Genomic DNA, 14,142 nt, shown 5'->3' on the forward strand with positions numbered 1-14,142 from the left:
CTACCAACTCCCTGTATCAGCCGGCGGGCGTAATTTCAATAATCTCCCTGACGCGGCCGGGAACCCCGGTCGTTTAATACAGTGGAGAGAGATATGAACAACAATAAACTTGCCAAACGTATGTTTGTGCCGCTGGCGCTGGCAACAGCCGTGGCTGCCGTGAGCCAGACTGCATCTGCCGAAATCGTTCTGTATGACAATGATGACACCACCTTTTCCACCGATGGCTATATCAACGCCTTCTATGTCAACAGCAAGGTCGATCGGGCAGGAGACAACTTCGACCGTCGCCAGAGCCGCGTCAAAATGGGCTTTCTGCCCAACTATATCGGCTTCAACATGGGCAAGCAGGCCGGTGATCTGAAGCTGGGTGCCCGTGCCTCGTTCTGGGTTACCATCAATGACAGTGATGACAACGGCACCGGTACCGATATTGATGTGCGCCAGTTCTATGGCACCGTCGGCAGCGACTGGGGTGAAGTGCTGATCGGTAAGGACTTCGGCCTGTTTGCCCGTTCCAATATCTTTCTTGACGAGCTGCTGACCAGTTATGGCCAGGTCAGCGATACCCTGGGGCTGGTGGATGGTGGCGGTGTCTCCTTTGGCAACATCGGTACCGGTTACCCTTATCCGTTTCCCAATGCACAGATCACCTATCGCTCGCCGGTAATGAATGGCTTCCGCATTGCTGCCGGTATTCTGGATCCGTCAGATACCACCACTCGCAAAGATGCGGCCGGTAATGATCTGGGCAAGTCTTATCAGAAGAATCCGCGTTTCGAGTCCGAAGTCACCTATCAGGTGGAGCTGGGCGAGACCAAAATCTACTCCTGGGTCAATGGCATGCACCAGACTTCCAGCAACACCGATCGCAGCGACATTGCCGGTGACGACCAGTCCAGCAAGCTGCGCTCAAAAGGCGTCGGCTACGGTGTTCAGGTCAAGCACGGTGGCATGTCGTTAACCGCATCCGGCTTCAAGGCCAAAGGCATCAACGGGCTGTTTACCAACAATCCGGGCAAGGCCAACCTGCGTGATATCGACAGTCGTGGCTATTTGTTGCAGGGCTCCTACAAGTTTGGTGCCAACCGCATTGCGCTGAGCACCGGCCGTACCCGTGATGACGGCAACGTACTTGGCAATGCCGCTCACTATAAAACCCGTGGTGCGGCCTACTTCCGTACCATCAACGACAACCTGACGCTGGTCGCCGAGTACAACCAGTTTGATATCGATGGCCGCAAAGGCAACAGCGCCATGGATGAGAAAACCAGGACCATGGCTCTGGGGGCCGTGCTGACCTGGTAAGCAGGTCGCGTTATCTCCGAAACGCTGAAGCAAGCGCTTGGCCGGAAACCCGCAAGGGGTTCCGGCTTTTTTTATCCTGCAAACGGCGGTTGAATGGGTCGCCAGCACCGTCGCTGGGCTGGGGCCCAACGTGTTTTGCTACTTTGGAAGCATCTGCCTGACGCTCAAGTGCAATGGGGCGAGGATTCACCGCTTTATATAATGGGCGCAACAGCACACCGGCTACTGCAGGCAAGCAGTGCAGCCAGACAACGGCAGGAGCGAATACCCCATGCAGGCATGTACAGAACACGACAACAGCATGGCGGACAACGCACTGCCGCCGGTCATGACTGCAGTGACACGGCAGTCCGGTGCGCTCAGGGCGGCGCGGGAGCTGGCTGGCCAGTTGCGCGGGCAGCCGCTGGCGCTGGTTTTATTCTTCTGCTCGGCGGAGTACGACCTTGAGGTGCTGTCGACCGGGCTGCAGCAGGAATTCGGTGTCGTCCCGGTGGTCGGTTGCACCACCGCCGGCGAGATCAGTACTGCGGGTTATGAACGCAGCAGCATTACCGCGCTGGGCTTCAGCAGCAGTCATTTCACGGTTGCCAGCGTGCTGGTGGACCGCATGGAAAGGTTTGGCCTGCATGATGCGCAGGAAGTGGTCGAGGGGCTGGTCAGGAACTGTCGCAACCATGCGCTGGCCCCGATCAAGGGGCACAGCTTCGCCCTGACCTTGCTGGACGGGCTGTCCAACCGTGAAGAGGTGGTGCTGGCCGCGCTGAGTGCGGCCATGGGCGGCATTCCGCATTTTGGCGGCTCGGCGGCCGATGACAATCACCTGAGCCTGACGTCGGTGTATTACGGCGGCCAGTTTTACAGCAATGCGGCAGTGGTGGTGCTGTTCAACACACTGCTGGAGTTCGAGGTGTTTACCACCCATCACCTGCAGCCGACCGCCGACAAGCTGGTGGTGACCCGGGTGGACAGCAGTTCGCGCCGGGTGCTGGAACTGAACGCCGAGCCGGCTGCCGAGGCCTATGCCCGCTGCGTTGGACGCAGGCCCGAAGAGCTGGACCTGTACAGCTTTGCCAGCAATCCGCTGGCGGTGCGCATGGGCAAGCACTATTACCCGCGTTCGATCCAGCAGGTCAACAGCGACCACAGCCTGACATTTTATTGTGCGGTGGAAAACGGCATCGTGCTGACCGCCATGCGGCCCGGCTCGCTGCAGGACAACCTGCACCAGCTGTTTGCCGGCCTGCACGAGCGGCTCGGCGACACTTTGCTGACCATCGGCTGCGATTGCTTCTTGCGCCGCCTGGAGGCCGAGGGGCGTGGCGAGCAGGAGCAGGTGGCAGCGATACTCCGGCAATACGGCGTAACCGGCTTCAATACCTATGGCGAACAATTCAACGGCATGCACATCAACCAGACCTTTACCGGAGTGGCCATTGGACAGCGTACATTCTCCAGAACATGACCGCGTTGACGAGCTGCAGGCTCTGCGCCAGGAAAATGCACGCCTGAAGCGCATCAATGCCGCGTTGATCGAGCGGGTCGAGTCGGGCCGCTCCTACCAGTCGGAAGCCTATGCCTCGTTCAAGCATTCGGTGGTGCTGGCCGAGCAGGTGCGTGAACGTACCGATGCCCTGAGTGATGCCATGCACGAGCTGAAAACCAGCAATGCCCTGCTGACGCAGGCCAGCCACCAGGCGCAGGTGGCGCACCAGCATCTGGTGGATGCCATCGACAGCATCAGTGACGGCTTTGTCCTGTTTGATGCAGAGCGCAAGATCGTGCTGTTCAACCGGCATTTCGAGAGCTTCTGGCAGCAAAGCACCCTGCAGATCAGCAAACAGATGAGCATGCAGACCCTGAACCGGGTGATTGCCGATAGCGGCATGATCGCCGAGAAGCTGCGCACCAGCACCGAGCAGGTGGTATACCGCCTGAGCAACGGGCGCTGGCTACAGGTCACCGAACGGCCCACCCTGGATGGCGGACTGGTGGTGGTGCATACCGACATCACCGACCTCAAACTGCGCGAAACCCGGCGGCGCGAGCGCGAGCTGGCGCAGAAAACCCGGCTGCTGCAGCAGACCGTCGACAACCTGTCCCAGGGCGTGGCCCTGGTCAGCGCCAGGGGAGTGCTGGAGCTGTGTAATTACCGTTTTTTGCAACTGGCCAACATCGCCGGCGGCTATCGCAGCGGCATGCCCTTTGCCGAGGTGATGCGCGAGAGCCTGCTGCCCGGGCTGGGCCAGCCGGACACGCAACTGCGCGGCATGACCCGTGAACATCATCTGGACGACGGGCACGTGCTGGAAGTGCGCCTGCATGTGCTGGCGGACGGCTCCAGCGTGCATACCCTGAGTGACATCACCGAGCGTTACCGTCATGCCGAGGCGCTGCGTGAAAGCGAGCACTGGATACGCATGATCACCGACCATGTTCCGGCCATGATCGCCTATGTCCGGCATGACTTCACCTACAGCTTCGTCAACAAGGTATACGAACAGTGGTACAACTGGCCGCACAACAGCGCCCTTGGCTGCAGCCTGCGCGAGGCGCACCGGGACGAGCATTTCCGGCGCCTGCAGCCGTACATCAGCCGGGCCCTGCAGGGGGAAACCCTGACCTTCGAGGTGGCAGAAACCAGCGTGGGCGGCAAGAACTGCCACATGCAGCGCTCCTATGTGCCCAACCGGCTGGCTGATGGCAGTGTTGACGGCATCTTTGTCATGGTCAAAGACATCACCGAACGCCACAGGAATGCCGAAGCGTTGCATCAGGCCTATCAGCACCTGGAAGAGCGGGTGCGCGAGCGTACCCGCGAGCTGACCGAACTCAACGCCCAGCTGGTCGGCGAGGTGGAGGAGCGGCGGCTGGCCGAGGCCCGCCTGCGCGAGGCCAAGCACCAGGCTGACGAGGCCAACCTGTCGAAAACCAAATTTCTGGCAGCCGTCAGTCACGACCTGTTGCAGCCGCTCAACGCCGCACGACTGTTCACCAGCGCCCTGGTGGAGCATAAAAACTGCGGTGCGGATGCACAGTCGATGCTGAAGAATGTATCCAATTCGCTGGATGACGTGGAAAACCTGCTGGGCACACTGGTGGATATTTCCAAGCTGGATGCCGGCGTGATTACGGCCGATATCGGCGTCTTTGCGGTGGAGGACCTGCTGTCGAATCTGGCGGTGGAGTACCGGGAAATGGCGCGTAGCGCCGGGCTGCAGCTGGACTTCGTATCCAGTTCGGTGCTGGTGAAAAGCGATATTCACTTGCTGGCCCGGGTGCTGCGCAACTTCCTGAGCAATGCCATCCGTTATACCGGGCAGGGCGGGCGCATTCTGTTGGGCTGCCGCCGGACCGCCAGCGCCCTGTGGATCGAGATCTGGGATACCGGAGCCGGCATTCCCGAGGACAAGCTGGACGAGATCTTTCTGGAATTCAAACGCGGCGACAGCCAGCGCCAGGATCGCGGACTGGGGCTCGGGCTGGCGATTGTCGACAAGATCACCCGCATTTTGCAGCACCGGCTGCGGGTGCAATCCAGGCCCGGGCATGGCTCGGTGTTTGCCATCGAGGTTCCGCTGGGGCACCGGCACGAGTTGGGCATGCGGGCCGAAGCAGAGTATCAGGGGCATGTGCTGGAGCGTTTGCAGGGTGCCCGCATCTGGGTGCTGGACAACGATGCGGCCATTTGCCAGGCCATGCAGAACCTGCTGGAAGGCTGGGGTTGCGAGGTGGTGACGGCCCTGTCCGAAGCGCATCTGGCGGAACAGACCGCCGGGCTGAGCTTGCCGGTGGATGTGCTGATCGTCGATTACCATCTGGATGACGTGGTGGATGGTGTCGGAGCCATTGCCCGTATCAATGCACAGTTGGCCGGGCCTGTGCCGGCGTTGATGATTACCGCCAATTACAGTAACGAGCTGAAACAGGAAATGCGCCAGCTGGGGCATACCCTGATGCACAAGCCGGTCAAGCCCATGCGCTTGAAGACGACACTGAATCATTTATTGGGCTGAGTGTTTGTTCCCTGTCTGCGGGAATGTGTGCAGGTTTTACAGGGTGGTTGCAAGTCTGGTGCCGCCATTTTTGGCGGCATAGTCCTGCTGCATCTGTACAGCTTTTCCGCTGTGAGCCTCGTGCAACCAATCATCACTCTGATAATGACTGCCAATAGGCCTGTTCGTAGGCGGGGTAGAGGTGGCTGACGGTGCGTATCAGTTCGTATCCGGCCAGGCTGATGCCGGCAAACCGCTCCGGAACGGGGCTGCGCATGACGCGGTTCATGTCATCACCCCGGGCCGCAGCCGTGGTCAGCAGCTGGTCCAGCCAGCCCAGGTAGTCGCGCATTTGCTGAAAGGGGGCGTCATTGCCGGCGACCGGGCCATGACCGGGCACAATCACCGTCCAAGGCAGGGCGGCAAGGGTGTCGAGGTCCTGCAGCCAGACGGCAATGCCTGGCGTGTGGGCGGTGGAGACAGCCCGCTGGTAAAACACCAGATCACCGGCAAACAGCACGCCGGTCTGCGGGTCGAAGATGGCCAGATCGGCGTTGGTGTGTCCGTGCAGCTGCAGCAGCTGCAGGCGGTAATCGTCCAGCTCCAGCAGGCCCGGTTCTAGAATGCTGTCGGGCATCACCACTTCGGTGCCGCGCATCCGGTCGCCGACCATGCGGTACATGTTTTCCGCCATCGCATCGCCTTCCTCCTGCATTAGCTGTGCCGTACTGGCCAGGGCGGCAACCCGGGCGTGCGGAAAGGCCTGGCTGCCGAGCATGTGGTCCGGGTGATGGTGGGTCAGCAGGATCGTCCCGACCGGCTTGTCGGTGATCTGCCGGATGGCTTCGGCCAGCTCGCGGCCGTAGGCAAAGGAGGGGCCGCTGTCGATCAGGATGACCTGGGTATCGGTCACGATGAATGCAATATTGACGATATTGCCGCCATTTTCTTTGCTGAAATTGCCGGTGCTGCCTTCCAGTACCCAGGTGTTGTCGGCAACCAGTTTTGGTTGCAGGTCATAGGCTGCCTGTGCCATCAGACAGTAACCCAGCAAAATAGCGCCACAGACAAGACGTAACATGATGCTTCTCCTTAAAAACGGGCGTTGAACTCGTTGCCGTTGTTGTCCCGGGCCCAGAGCCGGGCTTGCTGTTCGCCCTTCAGGGCCAGGGTCAGGGTCGGGTTTTCACTGACCGAAGCAAACAGCTCGAAGTCGGCCAGCACCCGGCCGGACTCGTCACGCAGCTGGGCATGATCGACAAAGTACTCGGGGATGCCGCCGGACAGGCCGTTGTCCATCGGGTGGGAAATGCGCATGCGCAGAAAGCTGCTGTTGTCACGCAGGTGGCGTGCGCCAAAGATTTCACCCACATGCTTTTCCCAGCCTTCCTCGGCGCGGATCACGCTGGGTGCGGTGCAGCCGCCACCGGCGGCTTCGATGTGCCCGGTGCCGACATGCCAGAGGCCGTCATCCTGCAGGAAGGCAGCACGAATAGGTGTGGCCTGCTCGACGCGGATACGCACGGCAATCAGGTTTTCCAGTTGTTCGCCGGGCGTCACCACCATGATTTGCGGGATGGGATTGAGTTCGGCCCAGAGCATGATCTTGCGGGTGGTGCCGGGCAGGGCGCGGGCATCGATTTCGAGCGGAACCTGGCGCGCATCCTCGGCAAAGGGTGGCGTGTTGACCTGCACCCGGTCATCGAAGACGAATTCCTGGTTGTCCAGCAGGCGCTGGTGGTAGTAATCCCACATGGTGGAAGTGTGCCGGGACGTTTCCTCTGCATGGAGCAGGGTTGTGCAGGTGCCCAGGAGCAGGCCGGCTAAAAGTGATTTGTACATGATGGTGGTACCTCGCTGGCCAGCAGGCCGGATGCCTGTAGATGACAAAGCCCCGCACGCACAGGGTGCGCCGGGGCTTTAGCATGGGACACGGGAGTTAGAGCGTGTCTTCGGCGCGTTGTTCGATGTAGGTACGGATGGCCCAGAGTGCTTCCTGGCTCAGGTGCTCGGCCATGCGCGGCATGTAGATGGCGCCATTGCGCACCGCGCCGTTGATCACGCGCTCCTTGAACCACTCGTCGCCGTTGATGTCGGCGTCCAGCTCGCGCAGGTCCGGCGCGATGCCGCCGGACATGGCTTCCAGGCCATGGCAGCGGGCGCAGTTCTGGTTATAGGCGGAAGAACCGATCTGGATGGCGATGTCCTTGATGCCGGCATCGGCACTGCGGTAGGGGTTTTCCTCCAGCCATTCCTCGCCCAGCGGATCAAGGCCATCGGTATTGGCTCCCTGGGGAACGACATCACCGTGAGCCATGGCCAGGGTGGAGAAGGTGCCAGCCAGCAATGTGGCAAGAAGTGCTTTTTTCATGGGTCGATACCTGTTTTGTTGTTATGCAGGAAGGCGACGGGGCGGTCCGGCGCTCGGTTGCTGGCATCTTATTGGGCGGGAGCGACCGGCAAGAAGTCTGCTTTGGTTGTTCGTATCTACTCCCTTGGTAGCGGGCTGGAAAGTAGTAAAAAACAGGGTAATGGTGCTAGTGCCAAATGACCCGCGGACTGGGAATTTTTCCCGTGACGATCGGGAATAAATCCGTATTCATTTTTGTGACGCTCTCACACTATGTAAGCCGTCAGGGCGAACCTCAGTGTCGCCACTGGATGACCCGAACAACAACAAATGGGAAGTATGACAATGCCAAATGTAACCTTACTCGCCAAGAAGCCGCTTGCTACCGCTGTAGCCGGCTTTGTTCTGAGCGCCGGCCTGCTGGGTGCTTCTGCCGGATATGCCAAGCCCGTGACCTGGGAGGATATCGCCAACGACCACCTGACCACGTCCGACGTGCTGCAATACGGCATGGGCACCAATGCCCAGCGTTTCAGCCCGCTGGCGCAGGTCAACGACAAGAACGTATTCAAGCTGACGCCTGCCTGGTCCTATTCATTTGGTGACGAAAAGCAGCGCGGCCAAGAATCCCAGGCGCTGGTGCATGACGGTGTGGTTTATGTAACCGGCTCTTACTCGCGTATGTGGGCGCTGGATGCCAAGACCGGCGAAAAACTGTGGAGCTACAGCCACCGTCTGCCGGACGATATTCGTCCCTGCTGTGACGTGGTCAACCGTGGCGCCGCGATTTACGGCGACAAGGTTTACTTTGGTACGCTGGATGCCCGTGTGGTAGCACTGAACAAGGACACCGGCAAGGTGGTCTGGAACAAGAAGTTCGGTGATCACACCGCCGGTTACACCATGACCGGTGCGCCGACCGTAGTAAAAGACGGCAAGACCGGCAAGGTTATGCTGATTCACGGTAGCTCCGGTGATGAATTTGGTGTGGTTGGCCAGCTGTTTGCCCGCGACCTGGATACCGGTGAAGAGATCTGGATGCGTCCTTTTGTCGAGGGCCACATGGGTCGCCTCAACGGCAAGGACAGCACGCCGACCGGCGATGTGAAAGCACCGTCCTGGCCGGATGATCCCAACAGCCCGACCGGCAAGGCCGAAGCCTGGAGCCATGGTGGTGGCGCACCCTGGCAGAGCGCCAGCTTTGACGCGGCCAGCAACACCATCATCGTCGGCGCGGGTAACCCTGCACCCTGGAACGGCTGGGCACGTACCGCCGAGGGCGGTGATCCGAAAGACTTCGACAGCCTGTACACTTCGGGTCAGGTGGGCGTAGACCCCAGCACCGGTGAAGTAAAGTGGTTCTACCAGCACACGCCAAACGATGCCTGGGATTTCTCCGGTAACAACGAGCTGGTTCTGTTTGACTTCAAAGACAAACAGGGCAAGAAAGGCACGGCTACCGCCCACGCCGACCGCAACGGTTTCTTCTATGTGGTGGACAGTGCTACCGGCAAGCTGAAAAACGCATTCCCTTTTGTTGACGGCATCACCTGGGCGTCCCATATCGATCTGGAAACCGGTCGTCCGGTTGAAGTTGAAGGCCAGCGTCCGCCCAAGCCCAAGGCTGGAGAAAAGCGCGGTGCATCGGTAGAGGTATCTCCGCCGTTCCTGGGTGGTAAAAACTGGAACCCGATGGCTTACAGCCAGGATACCGGCCTGTTCTACATTCCGGCCAACCACTGGAAAGAGGACTACTGGACCGAAGAAGTCAACTACAAGAAAGGCTCCGCCTACCTGGGCATGGGCTTCCGCATCAAGCGCCTGTATGACGATCACGTCGGCATCCTGCGTGCGATGGACCCGGCCACCGGCAAGGTAGCCTGGGAACACAAGGAAAAACTGCCGCTGTGGGCCGGTGTGCTGGCCACCAAGGGTAACGTAGTCTTTACCGGCACCAGTGACGGCTTCTTCAAGGCCTTCAACGCCAAAACCGGTGAAGAGCTGTGGAAGTTCCAGACTGGCTCCGGAATTATCTCTCCGCCCATCACCTGGGAACAGGATGGCGAACAGTACATCGGTGTGACCTCGGGTTACGGTGGCGCTGTTCCACTGTGGGGTGGCGACATGGCCGAGCTGACCAAGCCTGTAGCACAGGGCGGTTCGTTCTGGGTGTTCAAGCTGCCTAGCTGGGACAAGAAGTAAGACGTAACAACAAGGGGCAACCGTAAGGGTGCCCCTTTTTTCACACGAGGATTGCAGCATGATTCGACCACTACTGACGACACTGGCATTGAGTCTTAGCCTGGCTGTACACGCTGCCGAAGGCGATGTACAGATCAACGGCTGCACGCTGGTGCCCGGGGCGGACTGTTCCGGCAAGGATTTGCGTAATGCAGACCTGAGCAACATGGATCTGCGCCGCATCAATTTTAATGGTGCAGATTTGTCCGGTGCCGACCTGCGCCACGCCAATCTGGATCTGGCCAGCCTGGAAGAAACCAACCTGAGCCATGCCAACCTGACCCGCGCCAGTTTGCAGCAGGCCCGTTTGCGTATGGCCAATCTGTACAAGGCAAGACTGGTGGGCATTAATGCCTGGGGTATGACTGCACCTGCAGTGCGTGCGGAAAAAGCCAACTTTATGGGTGCCAATCTGCAATTTGCCCGCTTGTCCGGTGGCAAGCTGATGCATGCCAGCTTCGAGGCAGCCGATCTGGAAATGGCCTGGTTTAACAAAACCGATATGACCCGGGCCAATATCCGGGATGCCAACCTGCAGGAAGCCAAGTTTGGCGAGGCCAATCTGCAGAAGGCAGTGATGACCGGTGCACGCCGCCATTACGCGACTTTTGTCGGCACCTATATGGAAGGCTGCAAGGACTGCCCGCATGGCTGGGAAAAGAATATTTATTCCAAGGCCAATTAACGGTAGTACACATAAAAAACCGCACCTTTTAGAGTGCGGTTTTTTATGTGTGTGTGGTTTATGAAACCCGGCTGGCCGTGTGCAGGATGCCCAGCTCCATGGCTAGATGTACCAGCTCGGCCTGATTGGCCGCCTGCAGCTTGTGTTTGACCTGGGTGCAATAGTTGGCGACTGTTTTACTGCTAATGCAGAGTTTTTCTGCAATGTGGGTGCCGGGTACGCCGCGTGCCAGCATGACAAACACTTCAAACTCACGGGCGGACAGTCCTTTGAGACGGAGGTCTTCTGCGCTGCCGCTGCCCTGACAGGCCAGTTCGGTGGCCAGGGACTGCTCGATATAGGGGTGGCCGGCCAGCAGGCGCTGAACCGCTTGAACCATGACGTGTGGTTCACTGGCTTTGCCCACATAGCCACGTGCACCCTGAGCCATGGCCTGGCGCACCAGGGCCAGCTCGGTGTGTGCGCTAAAGAACAGTACCGGCAGCTGCGGTAACCTTTGCAGCAGGCGACGACAGGTTTCCAGGCCGCTGATGCCGGGCAGGCTGATGTCCATGATGACCAGCCCGGGAATGCTGTGCTGCAGCAGCTCGCAAGCCTGTTCGCCACTGCCGGCCTGGCTGATATGCACGCCGGGCATGGCTGCCTCCAGTATATGGCGGCAGCCCTCGCGTACGACCGGGTGAGCATCGACCAGCAGGATTTTCATGGGTTCGTCTCCGGGCAGATGGAATCTCTGCTTCATCCTAGTGGAGGTTGCGGGACGGGCAGGCGCTACTTTGGTGCCGGTTGTTTCCTGCTTTATGGCTGTTTTTTGCGTTTTGCGGGCAGATTGCGGGTAAAAACAGTACTTTGGTACTGCCTGCGCAGGCTTAACGTACAGTTTAAGTGCCATGCCGCTTTGCTATTAAATGTAGCCAGAACCTTGGGAGGGCATGCAGTGAACAGGTTGGTCAGGGTTACATGGTTATGCATGGCTACGCTGATGTTGCAGCCGGTGCCGGCCCGGGGGGCGGACGGGCTGTTCAACGAGGATGGCTATCGGGCGGGCCTGTATCGCAGCCCGACGCCGCTGGAACACGAAGATGCGCAGGTGCTGGAACCGGAAGGGCTGCTGCAGCTGTTGCGCGAGCAGCCCGGCGTGGTGTTGATCGATGCCTACCGCAATCCATGGTTGCATGGCCGCTACACCCTGCCGGAAGAGCACCGCAATCTGCCGGGTTCGCTTTGGCTGGCCAACTGCGGTGATGGCAACCTGAGCAGCGACTGGGAGCGCCATTGTCGTGAGGCTTTGCAGCAGGCGACACGTGGCAATCGGGCACATCCACTGGTATTTTACTGCAGGTCCGATTGCTGGCTGGGCTGGAATGCGGCAAAGCGTGCCGCCAGCTGGGGCTACAGCCGGCTGTACTGGCTGCGCGATGGTATCGAGGCTTGGGAACAGGCGGGCCAGACACTGGAGCCGTCGCAACCGGTGCCGTACGCCGGGTCACAACAAGAATTTTAAATAGTGAGGGCAAGGGCCATGTATAACATCTTGATAGCGGACGACCATCCGTTGTTTCGCGAAGCGATCTGCAGTGTCATCCGTGGCGGGTTTCCGGATTGCGAACTGGTCGAAACCGACAACCTGGACAATGCACTGGCAATTGCCCTGGAGCGGGATGACCTTGATCTGATCCTGCTGGACCTGAACATGCCGGGCATGCAGGGCCTGAATGGCCTGATGAGCATCCGCAACGAGGCACCGACCATTCCGGTGGTGATTGTATCGGCCGAGCAGGACAAGCATATTGTGCTGCAGGCCATCACCTACGGTGCCGTCGGCTTCATCACCAAGTCGACGCCACGCGAGCAGATGACCGCTGCGCTGGAGCAGGTCTTGCAGGGCAATGTGTACCTGCCGGCGGAGATCATCCGCGCCGAGAAATCTGCGTCGGTGCGTACACCCCGGGAAACCACAATTTCGCCCGAGCTGTTGCAGGCCCTGACTCGCCGCCAGCTGCTGGTGCTCGAACGCATGGCCAAGGGCGAGTCGAACAAGCAGATTGCCTATGCGCTGGACATTGCCGAAACCACGGTCAAGGCCCACGTGTCGGCGATTTTGCGCAAGCTCAATGCCACCAACCGGGTGCAGGCGATCCTGTCGGTCGGGGATATCGATTTTTCGACCTATTTACGACGCTGACGGCTGATGTCGCATAAAAAATCCCCGTCACTGACGGGGATTTTTGCATGTTGCAGAACAGGTTATCCAGCCAGCCGGCTGACCACCGGTGTCTCGTTGGCCAGATTGTCCAGAATCGGGCAACGGGCCTCGATACGTTGCAGAAAATCCTGTTTGGCGGCATCGTCCAGATCAGCGTCGATCTCGACATTCAGGCGAATTTGCTGGAAGCCGGTGCGGGCGCTGGTTTCGCGGCCCAGCAGGCGGTCCGGATCGTAATCGGCTTCCACTTCAAAGCGCATGCCGCGCAGGTTGATTTTTTCCTGGTGGGCCATGATGCGGCCAATGCTGCCGACGCAGCCGGCATAGGCAGCCAGAATCAGTTCGGGCGGTGCCGGGCCAAGGTCGGCACCGCCGGCATTTTTGGGCTGGTCCATGAAGACTTTATGCTCGCCGCACATGATCTCGATGGTCATGCCGGCACCCATGTGGCCGGTGGCACGCAGGGTTTTCAACGCCATGATGTATTCCTCGCAGTTGAACGGTTATGTATCCGGATGGCGGGGAATTATATTGTGTATTTATATATTATGCAAATTGCATGTTTTTGTGCCCGCCCCGTTCCACTGCAGGAGCCAGGGCTGCAAGTGGCTGATCAGTCTGGCTGCCAGCGGCATCAGCGAGCCAGCCCCCTGACCGGCTGACCATTAACCCGGCCATCCTGCAGCATGATGGTGTATTCCTTGCCGTCGCGTTCGACCTGGTTCAGCTGCACCAGTAAATAGCCCCAGTCCCTGGCAAACCAGAGGGTGGTTTTGCGCTTGTTCTGGCCGGGGTCGCGGACCCGTTCGACCTTGACCGTATTCAGCGTGCCCAGCGGGGTTTCGATTGCCTCGTCGCCCAATATGCGGAAGTCGTAGGTGTCGAGGTCGTCACCGTCGAGCACTATATAGCTCAGGCTGTCTGCGCCCTGTGCCACATCCTGCTGCAGCGCCAGCTGGTAGCTGGATTTGTCCAGCACGCCGGCATGCAATGGCAACTGATAGTCGCCATCCTTGTCCTTGCCGCTGACTTGCAGGGTGCTCCAGTCAAAGCTCTGACGGCTTTTTTTCGGTTTGCCCAGACCGGTGCGGTCGTATTTGTAGTGCAGAGGTTGCAGCTGGTTGTCCTGCAGGCGGAAGATGCTGGATTCGCTGACTCCGGCGACCAGCATCGAAGCCTTGAACGTCAGCTCCCAGTTGCCGTCGGCCTGTTGCCGGAGCGAGCGCTCGGCAGTGCCGGTGAAGGGCAGCTGCTTCCAGTCAGCGGTATAGCTGGCCTGAAAGGGTTGCAGGGGCTGGGCGTGCAGCACTGCGCTGAACGTCAGAAACAACAGGGGCAGAAAAGCACGCAACATTGGGGA

General features: G+C 59.5%; 13 protein-coding genes. 7 read left to right on the top strand and 6 right to left on the bottom strand.

The annotated features are described in order from the left end of the window. Positions 1–93: 93 nt before the first annotated feature. The 3 genes from AR306_RS04455 to AR306_RS04465 all read left to right on the top strand — a co-directional run bounded on the left by AR306_RS04455 (position 94) and on the right by AR306_RS04465 (position 5,321). A complete protein-coding gene (locus AR306_RS04455) occupies positions 94–1,308 on the top strand; it encodes a porin (RefSeq protein WP_101496347.1) in 1,215 nt (404 codons plus the stop codon). Positions 1,309–1,609: 301 nt separating this feature from the next. After that, complete coding sequence (gene nosP, locus AR306_RS04460; protein WP_101496504.1) at positions 1,610–2,770, top strand: nitric oxide-sensing protein NosP; 1,161 nt, start codon at positions 1,610–1,612, stop codon at positions 2,768–2,770. Beyond that, positions 2,688–5,321: a hybrid sensor histidine kinase/response regulator gene (locus tag AR306_RS04465; RefSeq protein ID WP_101496348.1), complete on the top strand. Its 2,634-nt coding sequence runs from the start codon at positions 2,688–2,690 to the stop codon at positions 5,319–5,321. Before nosP ends, AR306_RS04465 begins: the two co-directional genes overlap by 83 nt. Before the next feature lie 133 nt (positions 5,322–5,454). On the opposite strand, the gene AR306_RS04470 is transcribed toward AR306_RS04465, so the two are convergent. From AR306_RS04470 to pedF, 3 genes are all read right to left on the bottom strand, one after another. Beyond that, the gene (locus AR306_RS04470) at positions 5,455–6,381 is read right to left on the bottom strand and encodes a quinoprotein relay system zinc metallohydrolase 1 (RefSeq protein WP_101496349.1); all 927 of its coding nucleotides are present in this window, start codon (positions 6,379–6,381) and stop codon (positions 5,455–5,457) included. Between the two features lie 11 nt (positions 6,382–6,392). Further along, a complete protein-coding gene (locus tag AR306_RS04475) occupies positions 6,393–7,142 on the bottom strand; it encodes a quinoprotein dehydrogenase-associated SoxYZ-like carrier (RefSeq protein ID WP_101496350.1) in 750 nt (249 codons plus the stop codon). A gap of 97 nt (positions 7,143–7,239) precedes the next feature. Next, positions 7,240–7,671, bottom strand: coding sequence for a cytochrome c-550 PedF (pedF, locus tag AR306_RS04480; protein ID WP_101496351.1), 432 nt, complete (start codon positions 7,669–7,671; stop codon positions 7,240–7,242). A gap of 324 nt (positions 7,672–7,995) precedes the next feature. On the opposite strand from pedF, the gene exaA reads away from it, so the two are divergent. Continuing rightward, positions 7,996–9,852, top strand: a complete 1,857-nt coding sequence (gene exaA / locus AR306_RS04485) for a quinoprotein ethanol dehydrogenase (RefSeq protein WP_101496352.1) — start codon at positions 7,996–7,998, stop codon at positions 9,850–9,852. Between the two features lie 58 nt (positions 9,853–9,910). Beyond that, positions 9,911–10,576: a pentapeptide repeat-containing protein gene (locus tag AR306_RS04490; protein WP_101496353.1), complete on the top strand. Its 666-nt coding sequence runs from the start codon at positions 9,911–9,913 to the stop codon at positions 10,574–10,576. A 58-nt stretch (positions 10,577–10,634) separates the two neighbouring features. On the opposite strand, the gene AR306_RS04495 is transcribed toward AR306_RS04490, so the two are convergent. Further along, on the bottom strand, positions 10,635–11,282 hold the full coding sequence (locus AR306_RS04495; protein WP_101496354.1) for a response regulator: 648 nt from the start codon (positions 11,280–11,282) through the stop codon (positions 10,635–10,637). 264 nt (positions 11,283–11,546) lie between these two features. Here AR306_RS04495 and AR306_RS04500 point away from each other — a divergent pair, with 264 nt between their 5' ends. Beyond that, positions 11,547–12,080, top strand: a complete 534-nt coding sequence (locus tag AR306_RS04500; protein ID WP_101496355.1) for a rhodanese-like domain-containing protein — start codon at positions 11,547–11,549, stop codon at positions 12,078–12,080. 18 nt (positions 12,081–12,098) lie between these two features. Then, the gene (locus AR306_RS04505; protein ID WP_101496356.1) at positions 12,099–12,761 is read left to right on the top strand and encodes a response regulator; all 663 of its coding nucleotides are present in this window, start codon (positions 12,099–12,101) and stop codon (positions 12,759–12,761) included. A gap of 62 nt (positions 12,762–12,823) precedes the next feature. Here AR306_RS04505 and AR306_RS04510 read toward each other — a convergent pair whose 3' ends face one another. After that, the gene (locus tag AR306_RS04510; protein ID WP_101496357.1) at positions 12,824–13,261 is read right to left on the bottom strand and encodes an OsmC family protein; all 438 of its coding nucleotides are present in this window, start codon (positions 13,259–13,261) and stop codon (positions 12,824–12,826) included. Between the two features lie 155 nt (positions 13,262–13,416). Beyond that, positions 13,417–14,133, bottom strand: a complete 717-nt coding sequence (locus AR306_RS04515; RefSeq protein WP_407071179.1) for a DUF3108 domain-containing protein — start codon at positions 14,131–14,133, stop codon at positions 13,417–13,419. Positions 14,134–14,142 lie beyond the last annotated feature (9 nt).

Source organism: Thiopseudomonas denitrificans (genome assembly GCF_002866065.1).
Taxonomy (GTDB): Bacteria; Pseudomonadota; Gammaproteobacteria; order Pseudomonadales; family Pseudomonadaceae; genus Thiopseudomonas; species Thiopseudomonas denitrificans.